This is a genomic window from Streptomyces sp. NPDC093097, from assembly GCF_044754325.1.
In the GTDB taxonomy this organism is placed as follows: domain Bacteria; phylum Actinomycetota; class Actinomycetes; order Streptomycetales; family Streptomycetaceae; genus Streptomyces.
Genome location: NZ_JBIVOW010000026.1, coordinates 14,668 through 34,221 on the forward strand (window position 1 = coordinate 14,668; position 19,554 = coordinate 34,221).

At 73.2% G+C, this 19,554-nt stretch carries 16 protein-coding genes; 8 read left to right on the top strand and 8 right to left on the bottom strand.

The genetic code is table 11. The features are described from left to right. Window positions 1-215 precede the first annotated feature (215 nt). Window positions 216-1,940, bottom strand: a complete 1,725-nt coding sequence (locus tag ACIQE0_RS32880) for a VWA domain-containing protein (protein WP_402338863.1) — start codon at window positions 1,938-1,940, stop codon at window positions 216-218. Between the two features lie 753 nt (window positions 1,941-2,693). Here ACIQE0_RS32880 and ACIQE0_RS32885 point away from each other — a divergent pair. Continuing rightward, the gene (locus tag ACIQE0_RS32885; RefSeq protein ID WP_366333307.1) at window positions 2,694-3,968 is read left to right on the top strand and encodes an alpha/beta hydrolase-fold protein; all 1,275 of its coding nucleotides are present in this window, start codon (window positions 2,694-2,696) and stop codon (window positions 3,966-3,968) included. A gap of 166 nt (window positions 3,969-4,134) precedes the next feature. Here ACIQE0_RS32885 and ACIQE0_RS32890 read toward each other — a convergent pair whose 3' ends face one another. After that, a complete protein-coding gene (locus tag ACIQE0_RS32890; RefSeq protein WP_402338866.1) occupies window positions 4,135-4,938 on the bottom strand; it encodes a polysaccharide deacetylase family protein in 804 nt (267 codons plus the stop codon). 310 nt (window positions 4,939-5,248) lie between these two features. On the opposite strand from ACIQE0_RS32890, the gene ACIQE0_RS32895 reads away from it, so the two are divergent. From ACIQE0_RS32895 to ACIQE0_RS32905, 3 genes are read left to right on the top strand one after another with little or no spacing between them, the layout of a single operon-like run. Further along, a complete protein-coding gene (locus ACIQE0_RS32895; RefSeq protein ID WP_402338868.1) occupies window positions 5,249-5,980 on the top strand; it encodes an ABC transporter permease in 732 nt (243 codons plus the stop codon). Further along, the gene (locus ACIQE0_RS32900) at window positions 5,977-6,651 is read left to right on the top strand and encodes an ABC transporter permease subunit (protein WP_366333301.1); all 675 of its coding nucleotides are present in this window, start codon (window positions 5,977-5,979) and stop codon (window positions 6,649-6,651) included. The genes ACIQE0_RS32895 and ACIQE0_RS32900 overlap by 4 nt, the downstream gene beginning before the upstream one ends. Beyond that, window positions 6,648-7,640 (top strand): ABC transporter substrate-binding protein, encoded by a 993-nt coding sequence (locus ACIQE0_RS32905; RefSeq protein WP_402338870.1) that lies wholly within the window; start codon window positions 6,648-6,650, stop codon window positions 7,638-7,640. The genes ACIQE0_RS32900 and ACIQE0_RS32905 overlap by 4 nt, the downstream gene beginning before the upstream one ends. A gap of 86 nt (window positions 7,641-7,726) precedes the next feature. On the opposite strand, the gene ACIQE0_RS32910 is transcribed toward ACIQE0_RS32905, so the two are convergent. Further along, the gene (locus ACIQE0_RS32910) at window positions 7,727-8,884 is read right to left on the bottom strand and encodes a betaine/proline/choline family ABC transporter ATP-binding protein (RefSeq protein ID WP_366333297.1); all 1,158 of its coding nucleotides are present in this window, start codon (window positions 8,882-8,884) and stop codon (window positions 7,727-7,729) included. Between the two features lie 187 nt (window positions 8,885-9,071). On the opposite strand from ACIQE0_RS32910, the gene ACIQE0_RS32915 reads away from it, so the two are divergent. Continuing rightward, the gene (locus tag ACIQE0_RS32915) at window positions 9,072-10,013 is read left to right on the top strand and encodes an NADP-dependent oxidoreductase (protein WP_366333295.1); all 942 of its coding nucleotides are present in this window, start codon (window positions 9,072-9,074) and stop codon (window positions 10,011-10,013) included. Here ACIQE0_RS32915 and ACIQE0_RS32920 read toward each other — a convergent pair. From ACIQE0_RS32920 to tsaD, 3 genes are all read right to left on the bottom strand, one after another. Further along, a complete protein-coding gene (locus ACIQE0_RS32920) occupies window positions 10,006-11,010 on the bottom strand; it encodes a hypothetical protein (RefSeq protein WP_402338873.1) in 1,005 nt (334 codons plus the stop codon). The genes ACIQE0_RS32915 and ACIQE0_RS32920 overlap by 8 nt on opposite strands. A 302-nt stretch (window positions 11,011-11,312) precedes the next feature. Next, entirely contained in the window at window positions 11,313-12,329 is a 1,017-nt protein-coding gene (locus tag ACIQE0_RS32925; protein WP_366333291.1) for a cation diffusion facilitator family transporter, read from the bottom strand. 258 nt (window positions 12,330-12,587) lie between these two features. Continuing rightward, window positions 12,588-13,661 (bottom strand): tRNA (adenosine(37)-N6)-threonylcarbamoyltransferase complex transferase subunit TsaD, encoded by a 1,074-nt coding sequence (gene tsaD / locus ACIQE0_RS32930; RefSeq protein WP_366333289.1) that lies wholly within the window; start codon window positions 13,659-13,661, stop codon window positions 12,588-12,590. Window positions 13,662-13,883: 222 nt separating this feature from the next. On the opposite strand from tsaD, the gene cbiE reads away from it, so the two are divergent. Both cbiE and cobM read left to right on the top strand, forming a co-directional pair. Next, window positions 13,884-15,170, top strand: coding sequence for a precorrin-6y C5,15-methyltransferase (decarboxylating) subunit CbiE (cbiE, locus tag ACIQE0_RS32935; protein ID WP_402338875.1), 1,287 nt, complete (start codon window positions 13,884-13,886; stop codon window positions 15,168-15,170). A 21-nt stretch (window positions 15,171-15,191) separates the two neighbouring features. Beyond that, window positions 15,192-15,959 (top strand): precorrin-4 C(11)-methyltransferase, encoded by a 768-nt coding sequence (gene cobM / locus ACIQE0_RS32940; protein ID WP_366333285.1) that lies wholly within the window; start codon window positions 15,192-15,194, stop codon window positions 15,957-15,959. A gap of 97 nt (window positions 15,960-16,056) precedes the next feature. Here cobM and ACIQE0_RS32945 read toward each other — a convergent pair whose 3' ends face one another. Continuing rightward, complete coding sequence (locus ACIQE0_RS32945; RefSeq protein ID WP_402338878.1) at window positions 16,057-17,217, bottom strand: cobalt-precorrin-5B (C(1))-methyltransferase; 1,161 nt, start codon at window positions 17,215-17,217, stop codon at window positions 16,057-16,059. Between the two features lie 17 nt (window positions 17,218-17,234). Here ACIQE0_RS32945 and ACIQE0_RS32950 point away from each other — a divergent pair, with 17 nt between their 5' ends. Next, window positions 17,235-18,005: a cobalt-precorrin-6A reductase gene (locus tag ACIQE0_RS32950; RefSeq protein WP_402338880.1), complete on the top strand. Its 771-nt coding sequence runs from the start codon at window positions 17,235-17,237 to the stop codon at window positions 18,003-18,005. 14 nt (window positions 18,006-18,019) lie between these two features. Here ACIQE0_RS32950 and ACIQE0_RS32955 read toward each other — a convergent pair whose 3' ends face one another. Beyond that, window positions 18,020-19,537 carry a precorrin-2 C(20)-methyltransferase gene (locus tag ACIQE0_RS32955; protein WP_402338990.1) on the bottom strand — a complete coding sequence of 506 codons (1,518 nt, stop codon included), beginning with the start codon at window positions 19,535-19,537 and terminating at the stop codon, window positions 18,020-18,022. Window positions 19,538-19,554 lie beyond the last annotated feature (17 nt).

A 19,554-nucleotide genomic window follows, 5' to 3' on the forward strand; every position in this document is an offset into this window, starting at 1 on the left:
TACGGTGAGTGATGATTTGCTTTACGCAACGTCAATATCGTACTGGACGGGGTGGAGGGTTCCGCTCGGGTATTTTCCGGTCCGGAGCGGGCGGAGAGGGGCGACCCGCCCGCGTGTTTCACGTGAAACACGCCCGTCCTCCCCCGTCCATCATCACGCATGCGGCCGGACCCCCTGGGGCCCGGCCGCATGCGTGCTTCTGCTGGTGCGGTGGTTCAGCTGTCCTTGAGGACCTTGGCGGCGCGGGCCTCGGCGAGCCACTCGGGGAACTCGACCATCAACTGCTGGTAGAGCTCCTCGTGGGAGAGGTCGCGGGGGGCGCGGCCGGCGTGGAAGAAGCCGGCGTTGTCCACCACGCGCTTCTCCGGGATGGTCAGGTCGTCGAGCTTGCGGAGGAAGTCGAAGCCCTTGGCCTCGGGGTCGCCGAAGCCGATGAACTGCCAGAAGATGGGCAGCTTGGCGGCCTCGCACAGGGCCCGCTCGGCGGCGGGCTTGGAGGTCGGTGCGCCGTCGGTCTGGAAGATGACGAAGGCGGGGGCGGTGGAGCCCGACTTCTTGTAGTGCTCGACGACGGCCTCGATGGCCCAGTGGTAGTTGGTCCGGCCCATGTGGCCGAGGCCGGCGTGCAGTTCCTCGATGCGGCCCTCGTAGGTGGTGAGGTCCAGGTCGGCGGTGCCGTCCACGTCGGTGGAGAAGAACATGACCGGGACGGTGGCCTTCTCGTCGAGGTGTGCGGAGAGGCCGAGGGCCTGCTCGGCGAGGTGCTGGACCGTGCCGTCCTTGTAGTAGTTGCGCATCGACCCGGAGCGGTCGAGGACCAGGTAGACGGTGGCGCGCTGGGTGGTGAGCTGGTGCTTCTCCAGCGTGGTGCGCGCCGCCTCGTACAGGGGGAGGAGCGCGGGGGCCGCGGCCGCGACGGGGTGGGCGGAGGCGGGGGCCGGGGCCTGCTCGACGGGCTCCTGCTCCTGCTCGGCGGCCTCCTGCGCGACGGGCTTCTGCGCGACGGGCTCGGCGGCCGGGGCGGTCGGTGCTGCTTCGGGGGCGGAGGCGTCGGTTGCCTTGTCGGGGGAGGTCGCGTCGGCTGCCTTGTCGGCTGCCTCAGGGGTGGCTGCCGGGGCCGCTTCCTCCGCCTTCTTCGGCTCCTCCGTCTTCTCCGTCTGCTCCGGCGTCACGGCCGCTGCTGTCGCCGCTGCTTCCGCCGTTGCTGCTTCCTTCTGCGGCTGGGCCGCCGGCTTCGGCTCGGAGTCGTCCTCCGCGGGTGCCGCCGCGGCGGGTGCCGGGTTGTCGAATGCCTGGCTGACCAGGTCGGCGGCGGAGTCGGAGACGGCGGGGGCGGGCGCCTCGGTCTCGGCGCCCGGCTGGGGCCCGCTGGCCTCCGCGGCCGCCGGCTCGTCGAGGTCCTTGGAGAGGGCCGCTTCCTCGGGCGCGCGCTCGTGCGTTGCCGCGCCCTTGACGGTCTCCGTGCCATGGTCCGCGCCCTGGTCCGTGTCCTTGGGGGCGTCCGCGTTGTCGTCGGTGTCCGCGTTCTTGGGGGCGGACGTGTCGGCCGTCGGCTTCGGTACCTCGGCGGCGATCGGCTGCTGGTCCGGCGCATCGGTCGTGACCGCGGCTTCGGTCGGCGGTTCGGCGCCTACGGGAGCCTCGTCCGCCGTGGCGGACGCCGTCTTCGCCGCGGGCTCCGGCGCACGGTCAACTGGGCTGCTCTGGGCGGGGAGTGAGGCCGCTGCCGGGGTCGACGCGGGCGTCGGGTCGGCGGGCGCCGTACGGGCGGCCGGGACCTCGGCTTCCGGAGCCGCGGCCGGCGCCGGGGTGGATTCCTCACGGGCCTCCGGGATCGTGGCCGATTCCGGCTTGTCGGCGTTCTTCCGAGCCGTGCGGGATTCGTCGCGGGCCGCCTTTGAGCGACCGAAAGCGTTGCGCAGCAGACTCCGAATGCCCATTGGCTGACCTCTCGTGCGTGTGGTGGGTGCGGCGAATGTCCGTGAAGCGCGGACATGTCCCTGACCAGGACAGTTACGTAAGGGTAGCGGCCTACACCCGCTTGATCGCGGGAACCCGCGCCCCGGATGGTGCGCCATACGGGGGTGTTGAGCGCGGATGTGGTTTCGGCCAGCGCGTCGTCGGCCCGGAAAGAGAGTGCCCGGTGTCGGAAAGCGCATGCTCGATCTTTGAGGGAAAGTCCGATTGCTCGTTTGTGCAGCACTACTTGACCGTTTACCCGCAGGTCTCGGCCTCATCCGTGGTGCAGAAGTGGCCTATGGCGCGCCCAATATGAGGGATGACGAATTTGTCGGGGATGTCGTGTGCGGTGAGAGGGAGCCTGTGCGGCGAAGGCGTCAACTGGTGCGTCAAAGTGGCCAGTTCACGTCGAGGGGGCCGGGAGGCCGTTCGGCCCCGGGGGTGTTTCGGAGGGGAAGAGGGCGCCTTGCCGCCGGGGGTTCACCGATTCTTCGTTTCACGTGAAACATGTGCTCAGTCCCGTCAGGTGATACGGGTCTCCCGGCACCGCCCGCGCACATCACGTGGGGGAAACGACCAGGCAAGAGGTCGGTAAGAAGTAGGTCGCTCAGGTATCCGATGTGCGGATGCGCTCGTCTTCTCCGGTGACCATTGTCCTGAGCCGCCCGTTGTGCCTCGGGGGCGGCTGGTGAGAAGGCAAGAACCCTTTCGAGGGTGACGGGAGATGTGGGCGCATGGGGCTGACCAGTCAGTCGCTCGAAATCACGGTGATCGTGCTGGCGGTGGCCTGTGTCGCCGCGACGGTGTGGCTCTGGCCCCGGCTGTCGCGCAACGGCTGGCGCCATGTGCTGGGGAGGCTGGGGGCCATCGTGGTCACCCAGCTGTCGATCGTGTGCGCGCTCGCCCTCGCCGTGAACACGAACTTCGAGTTCTACGGCAACTGGGACGAGTTGCTGGGCAACAACGAGCAGGCCCCGGCCGCGGTGAGCCAGGGGGGCGGGCAGTACGCCACGGTCGGCGACATCAAGGGCGGGCTGATCCAGCCCGCCGGCCCCCAGGGGCTCGACCGGGTGACCGGGCTGCCGAAGGGGCCCGCCAGCAAGGTGGGCAAGGTCGAGTCCGTGCGGATCATCGGCCGTCGCACCCGGGCCATCAACCCGGGCTTCGTGTACCTGCCGCCGCAGTACTTCCAGCAGCAGTTCCACCGGCAGCGGTTCCCCGTCATGGTCGTCATCAGCGGCTACCCGGGCGGGATCATGAACCTCGCGCAGCACCTCCAGATCCCGCAGAACGCGGGCCGGTTGATCGCGCAGGGCAAGATGCAGCCGACCGTGCTGGTGATGGTGCGGCCGACCATCGCACCGCCGCGCGACACCGAGTGCGTCGACGTGCCGGGTGGCCCGCAGGCCGAGACGTTCTTCACCAAGGACCTGCCGGACGCCATGAAGTCGGCCTACCGCGTGGGGCACGACCCCAGCGCCTGGGGCGCGTTCGGATACTCCTCCGGTGGCACCTGCTCGCTCCAGCTGGCGATGCGCAACCCGAAGGCGTACACCTCGGCGGTCTCGCTCTCCGGCGACTACGCGATCAAGGACGACCTCACCACCGGCAGCCTCTTCGGTCCCGGCCCGGAAGGTGCCCAGCGCCAGCGCGAGCACGACCTGCTGTGGCGGCTGAAGAACCTGCCCGCACCGCAGGTCTCCGCGCTGGTGGCCAGCAGCCGCCAGGGCGAGTCGGACTACGGCGCCACCATGGACTTCATCCACGCGGTGAAGTCGCCGATGCGGGTCGACTCGATCATCCTGCCCCGCGGCAGCCACCAGTTCGGGACCTGGCGGCAGGAGGTCGTACCGGCCCTGGAGTGGCAGAGCCAGCAGCTGACCTTCCCGCAGGACACCGAGCCGAACAAGCCGCAGAAGCCGGCGCCGGGCCAGGCGAGGGGCGTGTCCAAGGCACAGGTTCCGGCCGACGACCGGTCCCACAACCGGGTGGAGGCCGAGCACCCCTAGGGGTGAGGTGACCGCTGCCGAGGACGGCAGCGCGCGGAAGGGGCGCCGGGATGATCCGGCGCCCCTTCTTTTTCGTGCGGCTGCGCCCTCTGCGCGAGGACGCCGTTCCGGTCCCGGCCGCGCGGCCCGCCCCAACGGGTCGCCGACCCGCTTCCGCGGGCCCGGCTCACGGCCGGTAGACCATCCCCGGTTCCGGCTTCGCGGGCGCGATCAGCTGGGACACGGTGACGACCGTGTAGCCGCGCTTCTTGAGCTCCTTGAGGATGCCGGGGACGGCCGGGACGGTGCCCTTGTAGATGTCGTGCAGCAGGATGATGCCGTCGCGCTTGGTCTGGTCGAGCACCCGCTTGGTGATCAGGGCCGAGTCGGTGGTCTGGTAGTCCTTCGCGGTCACGCTCCACAGGACCTGCGCCACCCCGAGCTCCTTGCTGATCCTGGAGACCTCTTCGTCGGTCCTGCCCTGCGGCGGACGCATCAGCACGGGCGTCTTGCCGGTGATCTTGCGGACCTCGTCCTGCACGCGGGAGATCTCGCGCTTGGCCTCGTCCGGCTTGATCTCGGTGAGGATCTGGTGGGACCAGGTGTGGTTGGCCAGTTCGTGGCCCTCGGCGTCGATCCGCTTCACCTCGGCGGGGCGCTCGGCGATGTGGTTCTTGCCGAGCATGAAGAACGTGGCGTGGGCCTTGTTCTCCTTGAGGATGTCCAGCAGCCGGTTGGTGTTCTCGCTCGGGCCCGCGTCGAAGGTCAGGGCCACGCACTTGGCCTTGTCGCAGTCGACGGCGTCGCCGCTGCCGGCGTTCTCGGCCTTGGGGTCGCCGGCCTTGACGTCGGCCGACGAGGCGTTGGCCCGTGCGTCGGCCGGCGCGGTGACGTCGTACGAGGCGCAGCCGCTGAGGGTCAGTGCCAGGGAGGCGGCCGTCAGCAGCCCGGCTATGGGCGAGCGGCGGGCCGCGGATATCTGCTTCGGCATGCGAGGTCTTCCTGGAGTCGTTCGCTGGGGTTGGTGGCTGCTGTGGAGTTCTCGGCGGTCCTGCGCGAAACCCTGTGCTCGCCCGTGGTGTCCGGGGCGTCCGCGACCCGGTTTCCGGGCACGGTGAAGCGGACGCGGACGGAGCTGAGGCTCCGCCGCGCCGACCGTCTGTCGAACGGACTCCCGGGACTATACAGACCAGGTACACACCATGTGTATAGATGGTGTGAAAGCGTGGTGTGATGCCGACGACAGCCCGATCGGGCGCGCCCCGCGCGACACCCCGCCGCGCCCGCGGTGGACTGCTGCTGTGACCGCCCCGCCGGACGACTGCCTGGCCCGCAACGACTGGATCTGCGGCGACTACCTGAGCACCCGCCGTCAGGTCCTGCTCGACGCGGTCGGCCAGCACGTGCAGTTGACGGTGGTTTCGGTGGGGCTCGGGCTGGCGGTCGCGCTCCCGCTGGCGCTGCTGGCCCGCCGCCGGCGCTGGACGGTCGGGCCGGTGCTCGGCATCACCACCGTGCTCTACACGATCCCGTCGCTGGCGATGTTCTCGCTGCTGCTGCCGGTCTACGGACTCTCCGCCACCCTCGTCGTGGTCGGCCTCGCCCTCTACTCCCTCACCCTGCTCGTCCGGAACATCCTGGCGGGGCTGAACGGCGTCCCCGCCGAGGCCAGGGAGGCCGCCCGTGGCATGGGGTACGGGCCGCTGCGGCAACTGCTGACGGTGGAGCTGCCGCTGGCGGTGCCCGCCGCGATGGCCGGACTGCGGATCGCCACGGTCTCCGCGGTCGCCCTGACCACGGTCGGCGCGATCGTCGGGTACGGCGGGCTGGGCAACCTCATCTACGCCGGTATGAACACCTACTTCAAGGCACAGGTGCTGACCGCCTCCGTCCTCTGCGTGCTCATCGCGGTCGTCCTGGACCTGCTGCTGCTCGGTGCCGAACGGCTGCTCACGCCCTGGCGCCGGGCGGGCCGGAGCCCGCGGCCGGCGTCGGGGCGCGAGCCGGCCACCGCCTCCGGGCGGCAGGCATGAGCACCCTCGCCGCCGTGTGGGCCTGGCTGACCACCGCCGCCAACTGGTCGGGCGAGAACGGCATTTGGCACCGGCTGGCCCAGCACGTCGTCCTCACCTTCGCCTGCCTCGCCCTCAGCGCCCTGATCGCGCTGCCGGTCGCGCTGACGCTGGGCCACCTCGGCCGCGGCGGTGCGCTCGCGATCAACCTGGCCAACGCCGGCCGCGCGGTGCCGACCTTCGCGGTCCTCGTCCTGCTCCTGCTGACGCCGCTGGGGCGGCACGGGCAGTGGCCGACGATCATCGCGCTGGTGCTGTTCGCCGTTCCGCCGCTGCTGACCAACGCCTACGTCGGGATGCGCGAGGTGGACCAGGACGTGGTCCGGGCCGCCCGGGGCATGGGGATGACCGGGCCGCAGCTGGTGTGGCGGGTGGAGGCGCCGCTCGCCCTGCCGCTGGTGCTGACCGGTGTGCGGATCGCCGCCGTGCAGCTGGTCGCCACCGCCACACTGGCCGCGCTGGTGGGCGGCGGCGGGCTCGGCCGCATCATCACCGCCGGCTTCAATCTCGCCAGCACCCCGCAGGTGGTGGCCGGCGCGGTGGTGGTGGCGGTGTTCGCGCTGCTGATGGAGGCCGTGTTCGAGCTGGTGCAGCGGTATGCGCCGGTGCGGGCGCGCGGGCGGACGCCATGAGGAGGGTCCGTCCGACGCCGGTCCCGCGCCGCCCGATCCGCGGCGCGTCGACCGCGTTGACGGTCCTGGCCGCGCTGGCCGGCCTGGCCTGCTGCTCCAGCGGGCCGTCGCTGGAGCACCGCGGGGCGATCACCGCCGCACCCGGCGACAGCCGCGAACTGTCCATCGGCTCGGCCGGCTTCACCGAGAGCGAGCTGCTCGCCCAGATGTACGCGGCGCTGCTCCGCCAGGCCGGCTACCACGCCCATCTGCTCACCGTCGGCAATCGCGAGCTGTACGAACCGGCACTGGAGGCCGGCCAGATCGATGTCGTCCCCGAATACGCCGCCACCTTCGCGGACTGGCTCAACGCCAAGAAACACGGCCCCAAGGCGGCCCCGGTCGCCTCCCCCGACCTGGCCGCCACCATGGCCGCGCTGCGCCGGCTCGCCGCCCCCCGCGGCCTGACCGTGCTCCCCGCGGGCCGCGCCGTCGACCAGAACGCCTTCGCGGTACGCGCCGACTACGCCGCCGAGCACCACCTCCGCACCCTCAGCGACCTGGGCCGGGCCGGACTGCCGGTGCGGCTGGCGGCGGGGGACGAGTGCGTCCAGCGGCCGTTCTGCGCCCCTGGGCTGCGGAAGACCTACGGCATCAACCTCATCGCCGTGGACCCGAAGGGCGTCGGTACCACGCCGGCGAAGCAGGCCGTACAGAACGGCCAGGACCAGATGGTGCTGACCACCAGCACGGACGCCACCCTCGGCCAGTTCGGACTCGTCGTCCTCGCCGACGACCGGAAGCTCCAGAACGCCGACTACCTCGTCCCCGTCGTCAACCGCGCCCGGGCCGGCGGCGCGCGCCCGGCCGCCGCGCTGAACCGCCTCAACACGGTGCTGACCACCGAGGACCTGGCCCAGCTCAACGAACAGGTCGACAGCTGGCGCCGGCTGCCCGCCGATGTGGCACACAACTACCTCATGCGGAAAGGGCTGTTGAGGAAGCGCTGATGTCATACGAGGCGATGTTTCACGTGAAACGGCATGCCCAGCACGGTGTTTCACGTGAAACACCGCCGCTGCCCGGTCGCTTCACCTCACCCCGGCGGGACCGAATCCACCTCCGGCCGTCCCTGCGACACGTCCCGCTCTTCCGGGGCGATGGTGCGGCGCAGCGCCTCGTGCAGGGTCGTCGGGGTCAGGACGCCCACCAGCCGTGGGCCGTCCAGGACCGCGATCCATCCGGCGTCGTGCTTGAGCATCTCGCTGAACGCCTCCTTGAGCGTCCCGGCCACCGGGACCCACGCCTCCATCCGGCGGGCGTGGTCCGCGACGGTTCCGCTCGCGCCCGCCAGACGCTCGGTGCCCACCCAGCCGTGCAGTGTCCCGTCGGCGTCCAGCACCACGGCCCAGCAGGCGCCTTCGGCCCGTAGCCGGGCCACCGCCTCCGCGGCCGGCTCGGCGAGCCGGGCGAACGGCGGGCGTTCGAGGTCGGCACGGTCGATCGAGGTCACCGAAAGCTGCTTCAACGCCCGGTCGGCTCCCACGAATTCGGCGACATACGAGGTGGCGGGCGCACCCAGCACCTGCGCCGGGGTGTCGAACTGCTCGATGCGGCCGGCGCCGTAGACCGCGATCCGGTCGCCGAGCCGGATGGCCTCCTCGATGTCATGGGTGACCAGCAGCACCGTCTTGTGCATCTCGGCCTGGAGCCGCAGGAACTCCTTCTGGAGGCGGTCCCGGACGACCGGGTCGACGGCACCGAACGGTTCGTCCATCAGCAGCACGGGCGGATCGGCCGCCAGGGCGCGGGCCACCCCCACCCGCTGGCGCTGGCCGCCGGAGAGCTGGTCGGGATAGCGCGAGCCGTAGACGGCCGGGTCCAGCCCGACCAGGTCCAGGAGTTCGGCGGCCCGCTCCCGGGCCCTGGCCCTCTTCCAGCCGGTCAGGACCGGCACGGTCGCGGTGTTGTCGAGGACGGTCCGGTGCGGGAAGAGGCCGGTCTGCTGGATGACGTAGCCGATGCGGCGGCGGAGCCGGACCGGGTCGACACCGGAGACGTCCGCGCCGTCGACGAAGATCCGGCCCGCGGTGGGGTCGATGAGCCGGTTCACCATCATCATGGTCGTCGTCTTGCCGCACCCGGACGGCCCGACCAGCGTGACCAACTCGCCCTCGCCGACCTCGAAGGAGAGGTCGTCGACGGCGGTGGTCCCGTCCGGGTAGCGCTTGGTGACCGACTCGAACCGGATCATTGCGCCATTGAATCCCGCGCCCCGCCACCGCTCCCGTCATGCGGGCAATCGAGTGGGGAATCGGAACGGCGACGGGGGCCGTACGAGTGCTTCCCGGGCACCGCCTCCCGTCCTCCCGCGCCCGGCCTGCCCGGCGTGCTTACGATCCACTCCGGCCGCTCCTCGGAAGGGTGGAAGGGAACGCCACATGAGAGCCGTAGCAGTCAACGCCTTCGGTGAGGACCCGCAGCTGATGGAGCTGCCTCAGCCCGAGCCGGGGCCCGGTGAGGTCCTGGTGCGGTTGGCCGCCGCCGGTCTCAACCCCATCGACTGGAAGCTCGCCGACGGCATGTTCGGGCCTGCTGTGCAGGCATCCTTCCCCTTGGTCCTGGGATCGGACGGGGCGGGGGAGGTGGTCGCGGTGGGCAGCGGCGTACGGCGGTTCACCGTGGGGGACCCGGTGTTCGGCCAGTTCCAGCGGCCCGAGCGGGGCGGCGGCTCGTACGCCGAATTCGCCGCGGCCCGGGAGGGCGACATCGCGCTGGCCGCCCGCAGCGTGACCTATGCGACCTCCGCCGCCGTGCCGACGGCCGGGATGACCGCGTACAACCTCGTCGAGGAGACCCGGGTCGGCGAGGGCCGCCGGGTGCTGATCGTCGGTGCGACCGGCGGGGTCGGCACCTTCGCCACCCAGATCGCGGCCGGCCGCGGCGCCGAGGTCATCGCCACCGCCCGCCCGGCCAAGGCGGAGCTGATGCGCACGCTGGGTGCCGCGGAGACCGTCGACTACACCGCGGGCCCGGTCGCCGAGCAGGTCCTGGCGGCGCACCCGGACGGGGTGGACGTGCTGATCGACATGACCAGCGACGCCAAGGACTTCGTCGAGATGACCCGGACGGTACGGGACGGCGGGGTGGCGGTCTCGCTGATCGGTGCCGCCGACGCCGATGTGCTCACCGAGCACAATCTGCGCGGCTTCAACTTCGTCAACCGCCCCTCCCCCCAACTCCTGGAGATCCTCGCCGGGCACCTCGACGCGGGGCGGCTCACGGTCCTCGTGGGCCTCGAAGTCCCGCTGGCGGAAGCCCCGGAGGCCCTGGCGGCCAGCCGCACCGGGCGGGCACAGGGGAAGACCGTCCTGGCTATCTGAGGACGCCCTGGGAAGGAGCCTGCGGTTCCGGCGGCGCCGTGCGGCGGAGGCGGGTGGTCAGCGGGCCGGCCGTGGCGAGGACGATGACGGCGGCGGCCGTGCCGATCGCCGTCCACACACCGGTGCGCAGGGAGGCCGTCAGGGCGTCGGCGTAGGCGTCGGCGGCGGGGCGGGAGACCGCGGCGGGCAGCGCCTCCAGGAGCCGGGTGCGGAGCAGGGCCAGCGCCGCGGACAGCAGGGCGCAGGCCACCGCGCAGCCGAGCGCCGTGTAGATCAGCGCCCGGCGCCGGCGTCGGGCCAGCAGCAGACCGGTCAGCAGGCAGAGCGCGGCGGTCGGCGGCAGCAGCCGCGCACCGGCGCGCGCGTCCTGGAAGACGGCTCGGAAGCGGGGCACGTCGGGCGGCTTGAGCAGCACGATCGAGGTGCCGGTGGGGGGCACGTGGCGGACGATGTCGATGCCGAGCCCGTTGCCGGAGAGCTGGTGCCGGACGCGGGCGAGGACCGGCGCGAGGTTGAGGGTGACGGGGCCGTTGCCGGAGGAGGCCAGCGTGCCGTCCAAGGCCCGGTGGGCGATGCGGTGCACCCCGCTCCAGAGCGCGGGAAACGCGCGGTCGGTGACGACCTGCCGGACCTGCTTGTCGACGAACTCACGGATGCCGCGGGTGAACTTCCGGCGCAGCGCGGGCCGTTGGGCGGACGGGACGACCTTGAGCAGGCCGTCGAGGCGGACGTGGGGCATCACGCCGTCGGTGACGTCGTGGACGAGGGCGTCCTGGACGGCGGGGTTGCCGGCGAGCGGGGCGACCGCGGCCACATAGCGGTCGGTGTCGGTGAGTTGGGAGCGGGCCCAGACGGCGGCCAGGCTCAGCGGCAGCAGCAGCATTCCGATCACCAGCAGCGCCCCGCCGGCCAGTGAGCGGGCCCGGCGCGGCCGTCCCGGCGGGCAGCGCGCCTCCGTCACCCGGCCGTCGGCGCGTGCGGGTGCACTCGCTGACATCGCGTCGCGGTCCCTCCTGAAACGGCGGTTGCTGCCACCCCTCCAGGCAAGTCGGCGCGGTGGTCGGGCGCGAGCGGGGCCGGTGCCAATGGGTGACCTCACGGTGCGCGACCGGAGGGGGGATCGAGGGCCGCCGAGCGGGCCCGGAGCGCCGCTCAGCCGGACCGTCGGGCCTTCCTCCGCCGGACCGCGCGGACCACACCGGGGGCGAACGGCGCGCAGGCCAGGGCGGTCACCGTCCAGCCTGCGGGCCGTGCCCGGGCCGGGTCCACCCGAGTGCGGGCGGGCCCGGGGCGGCGGGATCAGTGGCGGTGCGGTCCGGGGCGGTGGACCGGTCCGTGGGAGTCGTCGCAGTGGCTGCCGGAGGGCTGGACGGGGCCGGGCCCGGGGCCCAGGGTCAGCAGCTCGTCCTCGAACTGTTCGCCGAGGTGGTCGACCTGGAGCGTGGCATGGGTGATGCCGTACTCGGTGTGCAGCAGCCCCTGGAGGTTGCGGCGGACCCTGTGGCAGTCGCCGCCCGGGGCGACCAGGATGTGCGCGGAGAGTGCGGACTGCCCGGAGGTGATCTGCCAGATGTGCAGGTCGTGCACCTCCACGACCTGGTCCGCGGCGACGAGGTGGTCGCCCAGCGCGTCCGGGTCGATGCCGGCCGGGGCGGCTTCCATGAAGATCCGGCCGGACTCCCGCACCAGCCCCGCACCGGCCTTCAGCATCAGCGCGACGACGACGAGCGAGGCGATCGCGTCGGCCCGGGCGAAGCCCGTGAGCAGCACGACCAGACCGGAGATCGCGGTGGCGACGAAGCCGAACAGGTCGGTGAGGATGTGCTGGTAGGCCCCCTCGACGTTCAGGCTGGAGCGGTTGGCCTTCGACAGGAGCCAGGTGCAGATCAGGTTCACCACGACACCGGACAATGCGGTGATCACGACCAGGCCGCCGGTGACGTCGGGCGGTGAGATCAGCCGCTGGACCGCCTCGTAGGCCAGCCAGACGGAGAGCACCAGCAAGGTGATGCCGTTGGCCTGCGCGGAGAGGATCTCGGCGCGCTTGAGGCCGTAGGTGTAGCCGCCCCGTGCGGGCTTCGCGGCCAGTCGCATGGCGACCAGTGCCAGCACGATCGAGACCGCGTCGGTGAGCATATGGGCCGCGTCCGAGATCAGCGCCAGCGACTGCGCCAGGAAACCGATCGCGACCTCGACCGCCATGTACGCGGTGAGCAGGATGAGTGCGGCCCGCAGCCAGCGCCGGTCGGCGTCCGGGGACACCGCATGGGTGTGGCCGTGTGCGTGGCTGTGCTCGTGGTGGGCGTGCTCGGTCATGCGCGCTCCTTCTTGGCTCCAACCGTGCTCCTCGCTGCGAAGCAAACCGCACTTCGGCGAAAGATCCAAAGGCTGCATCGGTGACCGTTGTCATTACCGTCGAACGGTCTATCGTGCCTGGTCAGAGCGTTGCCCCGAAGGTGCGCGAGGGGAGCGGCACGATCCGGCCTGCGAAGGGAACGGCCGCCGCGCCACGGGACGTGCCCGGTTTCACGTGAAACCGGGCACGGCTTCCCGGGAAGCGCCGCCCGGCCGGTCTCAGGCGGCCCGGGCGCGGCCCGCCGCCACCGGGTGCAGCGCCGCGTACTCCAGCGGCGCCGACGGGTCGATGGACACGTCGAGGGGCGCGGGTGCGGCGCCGGCCCGGACGAGCAGCTCGCCGACCGCCGCGATCATCGCGCCGTTGTCCGTGCACAGCCGCAGCGGCGGTACCCGCAGCGTGATGCCCGCCGCGGCGCAGCGCTCCTCGGCCAGCGCCCGCACCCGGGAGTTGGCCGCCACCCCGCCGACCACCACCAGCGTCCCCACGCCGTGCTCGGTGCACGCGGCGACCGCCTTGCGGGTCAGCACATCGGCGACCGCCTCCTGGAGCGCGGCCGCGCCGTCGGCGACCGGCAGCGACCGGCCCGCGGCGTGGTGGCTCTCCGCCCAGCGCGCCGCCGCGGTCTTCAGCCCCGAGAAGGAGAACGTGAACCGCTTCTCGGGCGGACCCGCGGTGAGCGGGCGGGGAAAGAGGACAGCGCGCGGATCCCCCTCGCGCGCTGTCCGGTCAATGGCCGGACCACCGGGGTACGGCAGCCCGAAGACCCGGGCGACCTTGTCGAAGCACTCCCCGGCGGCGTCGTCCAGGGTGTCGCCGAGATGCGCGATCGGGTCGCGGGCCAGATCGCGCACGAGCAGCAGCGAGGTGTGCCCGCCGGAGACGATCAGCACCACGCAGGGGTTGGGCAGCGGACCGTGGGCGAGGGAGTCGGCGGCGACGTGCCCGGCCAGGTGGTGGACGCCGTACAGCGGCACGTCCAGTGCGTACGCGAGCCCCTTGGCTCCGGCCAGCCCCACCTGGAGCGCACCGGAGAGTCCCGGTCCGGTGGTCACCGCCACCGCCCCGATGTCGGACGCCCGCAGCCCCGCCTCGGCCAGCGCGCCGTGCACCACGGGCGTGAGCGCGTGCAGATGCGCCCGGGCGGCGATCTCCGGCACCACCCCGCCGAACCGCGCGTGCTCGTCCATGCTCGACGCGAGGGCGTGCCCGAGCAGCCGCCCGTCGCGCACCAGGCCGGCGCCCGTCTCGTCACAGGACGACTCGATACCCAGCACCACCGGCGAGCCCATGGACCGCACTCCTTCTGCCTCTCGTTCCGCGTCCGGGACAGTAATAGCAAGTAATTGCACATCGTGTGCAAGAGGGCCGGGGTGGGCGCACGGGGACGTGCCGGGGCGCGTGGCCCTCCCCGGAATCCGGGGGCGCCCGGCCGGTCAGTAGAGTTCGGCACCCGTGCCCCCGCAGGGCTCCGCTCCGCCCTCCCGTCCCTTCGCGCCCCGAGGTACCCCGCCGTGACTCCCCCGCTTCCGCTCTTCGTCGTAGGTATCGGGGCCGATGGCTGGGAGGGGCTGTCGGCGGTCGCGCGGCGGGAGTTGGGCGCGGCCGAGGTGGTGATCGGCGGCGCGCGGCAGCTGGCGCTGCTGCCGGCGGAGTGCGCGGGCGAGCGGGTGCCGTGGCCCTCGCCGCTGCGGCCCGCGGTCCCGGGTCTGCTCGCCGCGTACGCCGGGCGGCGGGTCTGCGTGCTGGCCAGCGGGGACCCGATGTTCTACGGGATCGGGCGGACGCTGGCCGAGGTGATGGCGCAGGACGCCGCGGTGCGGCGGCCGCTGCGGGTGGTGCCGCATCCGTCGTCGGTGGCGTATGCCTGCGCGCGGCTGGGCTGGGCGGTGGAGGACACCGAGGTCGTCACCCTTGTCGGGCGGCCGGCGGAGAACCTGGTGCGGGCGCTGCACGACGGGCGGCGGGTGCTGGTGCTGTCGGCCGGGGCCGGAACGCCCGGTGAGGTCGCGGAACTGCTGCGGGCGCGGGGCTTCGGCCCGACCCGGATACGGGTGTGGGAGCAACTCGGCGGCGTACACGAGCGGTTGGTCGAGGGCACCGCGCAGGGGTGGGACGCACCCGCCGGCGATCCGCTCAATGTGATCGCGCTGGACTGCGCGCGGGAGCCGGACGCCCCGCGGCTGCCGGTCGTGCCCGGACTCCCCGACGACGCCTACGAGCACGACGGACAACTGACCAAGCGCCATATCCGGGCGGCCACGTTGGCCGCGCTGGCCCCCGCGCCCGGCGAGCTGCTCTGGGACGTCGGCGGCGGCTCCGGCTCCATCGCCGTCGAATGGCTGCGGGCGCACCGCAGTTGCCGGGCGGTCGGCGTCGAGCGGGACGCCGCACGGGCGGCCCGGATCGGCCGCAACGCACGGGCGCTCGGCGTACCGGACCTGCACGTGGTGCACGGGGCGGCGCCCGCCGCGCTGGCCGGACTGCCGACGCCGGACGCGGTGTTCATCGGCGGCGGCCTGACCGTGCCGGGGCTGCTGGACGCCTGCTGGGCGGCGCTGCCCCCGGGCGGCCGGCTCGTCGCGAACACCGTGACGCTGGAGTCCGAGGCGCTGCTCACCGAGTGGTACCGGCGCCACGGCGGCGAACTGGTGCGGCTGGCGGTCGCCCATGCGGTGCCGGTCGGCGGTTTCACGGGATGGCGGCAGGCGATGCCGGTCACCCAGTGGTCGGTGGTGAAGCCGGCTGAGCGTGGACCGCAGGAGGCTGCCGCGCCGGCCCGTTCCCACGACCCCTCGTAACCTCCCCAGGAGACCGACAGCATGACCGTTCACTTCATCGGCGCGGGCCCCGGCGCCGCCGACCTGATCACCCTGCGCGGCGCCCGCACCCTCGCCTCCTGCGGGGTGTGCCTGTACGCGGGGAGCCTGGTGCCGCGCGAACTGCTCGCGGAATGCCCGCCCGGGGCCCGGCTGATCGACACCGCCCAGCTGGACCTGGACGCGATCACGGCGGAGATGGTCCGCGCCCACGAGGAGGGCCAGGACGTCGCCCGGCTGCACTCCGGCGACCCGTCCGTCTTCAGTGCGGTGGCCGAGCAGATGCGCCGCCTGGACGCGGCGGGAGTGCCGTACGAGGTCGTGCCCGGCGTGCCCGCGTTCGCCGCGGCGGCGGCCGCCCTCAAGCGCGAACTGACCGTGCCCACCGTCGGCCAGACCGTCATCCTCACCCGCGTCGCCCAGCGCGCCACCCCCATGCCCGACGGCGAGGACCTGGCGACCCTGGGACGCAGCGGCGCACTGCTGGTGCTGCACCTGGCGGCGATGTACGTCGACCGGATCGTGGACGAACTCCTGCCGCACTACGGCGCGGACTGCCCGGCCGCGGTCGTGGCGATGGCCTCCCGCCCCGAGGAACTCGTGCTGCGCGGCACGCTCGGCGACATCGCCGGCCAGGTGAAGGACGCCGGTGTGGTCAGGACTGCGGTGATCATGGTCGGCCGCACGCTGGGGGCCGAGCAGTTCCGCGACAGCCACCTCTACTCGTCGGAGCGGGAGCGCCCGCATGCGCCCTGCGGCACCGGGGACTGAGGGGCGGCAGAGGCGGCGAAGGGGCGCACGGAGGGGCCGGATCCCGGTCGGCGCGCGTTTCACGTGAAACGTCGCGCGCCGGCCTCGCGGACCGCTCCTAGGCTCCCGGCCCCCGCGGCTCGGCCCGGCCCACGACCAGCCCCGCCCGATCGATGCAGATGACGTCGACGGCGACCGGCGCGCCCCGCAGTACGGCCAGCGCCTCGTCCCGGGCCGAGGCCGCCACCAGATCGCCGAGCGGAACGCCGGCCGCGGTGCACAACTGGAGTGCGCCGAGGCCGGTGTTGGCCCCGGCCACCGCCTCCGCCAGCGCCTCGTCGGCACCGCCCCGCCGGGCCAGTTCGGCCAGGAAGCCCTTGTCCACCTGGGACCGCGCCGAGTGCAGGTCCAGATGCCCGACCGCGAGCTTGGAGAGCTTGGCGAAGCCGCCGCAGATCGTCAGCCGGTCGACGGGATGGCGGCGGATGTACTTGAGCACCGCCCCCGCGAAGTCCCCCATGTCCAGCAGCGCGTCCTCCGGCAGGTGGTGCAGGGCGACGGCGACCTTCTCCGACGTCGAACCGGTGCATCCGGCCACGTGCCGCCGGCCCGCTGCCCGTGCCACGTCCACCCCGCGCCGGATCGAGTCGATCCACGCCGAGCAGGAGTACGGCACGACGATCCCCGTCGTCCCCAGGATCGACAGTCCGCCGAGGATGCCCAGACGCGGATTCCAGGTGCTGCGCGCGATCTCCTCGCCGTGGTCGACGGAGACGGTGACCTCGACGTCCGCGGTCGCGCCGCTTCCCCGGTGCGCTTGTGCGACGTGTGCCAGATGCTCCCGGATCATCTGCCGCGGTACGGGATTGACGGCGGGTTCGCCGACGTCCAGCGGCAGTCCCGGGCGGGTGACCGTCCCCACGCCGGGCCCCGCCTTGAAGACCACGCCGCTCCCGGCCGACAGCGCCCGCACCGTGACCCGCACCAGCGCCCCGTGCGTCACGTCGGGATCGTCCCCGGCGTCCTTCACCACCCCGGCCATGGCGGTGGCCGGGCCCGCCCCGGCGGTCAGTTCCTCCACGGCGAGCGCGAAGGACGGCGTCTGCCCCTTCGGCAGCGTGATCGTGACCGGGTCCGGGAACTCCCCGCTCAGCAGCGCGGTGTACGCGGCGGTGCTCGCCGCGGTGGCACACGCCCCGGTGGTCCACCCGTGCCGCAGCCCGGTGTGCGCGAGCTGCGCGCTCCGCCCTCCCGTACCCTTCGGTTGCGCTTCACCCACGGAGGAACCCGCCGCTCATGCCGTCTTCACCCGTCCACGATTCCGTCCGCCATGTGCTGGTCCTCGGCGGCACCACGGAGGCCCGCCGGCTGGCCGCGGCGCTGGCGGAGGAGCCGGGGGTGCGGGTGACGAGCTCACTGGCCGGCCGGGTGGCGACGCCGCGGCTGCCCGCCGGGGAGGTGCGCATCGGCGGGTTCGGCGGCCCCGAGGGCCTGGCCCGCTGGCTGCGGGAACATGCGGTGGACGCGCTCATCGACGCCACCCATCCTTTCGCCGGCACGATCAGTTTCCACGCGGCCCGGGCCGCCGCCACCGCCCATGTTCCCCTGCTGGCGCTCCGCCGCCCCGGCTGGGTCGCGCAGCCCGGCGACGTCTGGCACCCGGTGCCCTCGCTGACCGAGGCCGCCGCCGCCCTCCCCGCCCTCGGCGGCCGGGTCTTCCTGACCACCGGCCGGATGGGCCTGGCCCACTTCGCCCACCTCACCGACCTGTGGTTCCTGGTCCGCTCGGTGGACGCGCCCGAGGCCCCGCACCCGCCCCGGATGACCACCCTCCTGGACCGCGGCCCGTTCACCCTCGACGGGGAACGGGAGCTGCTGCGCCGCCACCGCATCGACGTCCTGGTGACGAAGGACAGCGGCGCCGCGGCGACCGCCCCCAAGCTGGCGGCCGCCCGGGAGGCCGGGGTGCCGGTGGTGGTCGTCCGGCGGCCGCCCGTCCCGGAGGGCGTGCCGGTGGCCGAAGAGCCGGACGCGGCGCTGGGCTGGGTGCGGGCGCTCCTGCGCTGACGCCCCGCGGGCGGTCAGCGCTCCGGATACCGCCGCGGCGTCCAGACCACCTCGGTGCCGTCGTCGCGCCGCACCCGCCGGGTCTGGGACGAGCCGACCAGCAGGAGCGTGCGCATGTCGACCTCGGTGGGATCGAGTTCGGCGAGCGGGACGGTGCGCAGCGACTCCTCGGGGCCGCCGATGTCACGGGCGAGCATCACCGGGGTGTCCGGCGCACGGTGCTCCAGGAGGACGTCCCGGGCCTTGGCCACCTGCCAGGTGCGGCTGCGGGAGCCGGGGTTGTAGAGCGCCAGCGCCAGGTCGGCGGAGGCCGCCGCGCGCAGCCGCTCGGCGATCACCTCCCAGGGCTTGAGCCGGTCGGAGAGCGAGATCACCGCGTAGTCGTGGCCCAGGGGGGCGCCGGCGCGGGCGGCGGCGGCGTTGGCGGCCGTGACGCCGGGCAGGACCCGTACCGGGATGGCGCGGTAGGGCTCCTCCGACGCCACTTCGAGGACCGCGGTGGCCATCGCGAAGATCCCGGGGTCGCCGCCGGAGACCACCGCCACCCGGCGGCCGCGGCGGGCCAGGTCCAGGGCGAACTCGGCGCGTTCGGACTCGACCTTGTTGTCCGAGGGGTGCCGGCGCTGGCCCGGGCGCACCGGGACGCGGTCCAGATACGTGGTGTAGCCGACGAGGTCGTCGGCGGCGGCGAGGGCTCCGCGGGACTCCGGGGTGAGCCAGCGCGGCCCGGCCGGACCGGTGCCCACCACCACCACCTCACCGCGGTCCGCGGCGGCCGGCTCCGGCGCCTCGGCCGCGGTGGCGAGGCGGCTGGGGACGACCGCGACGGAGAAGTACGGGACGGTGTCGGCGTCGATGTCGGACAGCGCGCCGGTGCGCTCCCCGGCCATCGTGGCGCGCTCGACGTAGCGGGCCTCCGGCATCCGGCCGGAGCGCTCCAGGGCGCGGCGGACGGTGGGGAAGGTGCGGCCCAGCTTCATCACCACCGCGGAATCGGTGGCGCTCAGACGGGCGGTCAGCTCTTCCTCGGACAGCGTGCCGGGGAGGACGGTCAGCACCTCGTCGGCCTCGGTGAGCGGGGTGCCCAGCCGGGCCGCGGCGGCGTTGATGGAGGTGACGCCGGGCACCACCTCGGTCGGGTAGCGGTGCGCCAGCCGCTTGTGCATGTGCTGGTACGAGCCGTAGAAGAGCGGGTCGCCCTCGGATATCACCGCCACGGTGCGGCCGGCGTCGAGATGGGCCGCGAGCCGTTCCGCCGCCTCCTCGTAGAAGTCGTCCAGCGCGCCGCGGTAGCCGCCGGGATGGTCGGTCGACTCGGTGGTGACCGGGTAGACCAGGGCCTCCTCGACGTGGTCCGGGCGGATGTGCCGCGCGGCGATGGAGCGCGCGATGGAGCGTCCGTGCCGGGCGCTGTGGTACGCCACCACATCGGCCTCGGCGATCACCTCCACCGCCCGCAGGGTCATCAGGGACGGGTCGCCGGGGCCGAGGCCCACGCCGTAGAGGCGCCCGGTGGACCGCCGCGGGGACACCGCGGCCGACTGGTCCG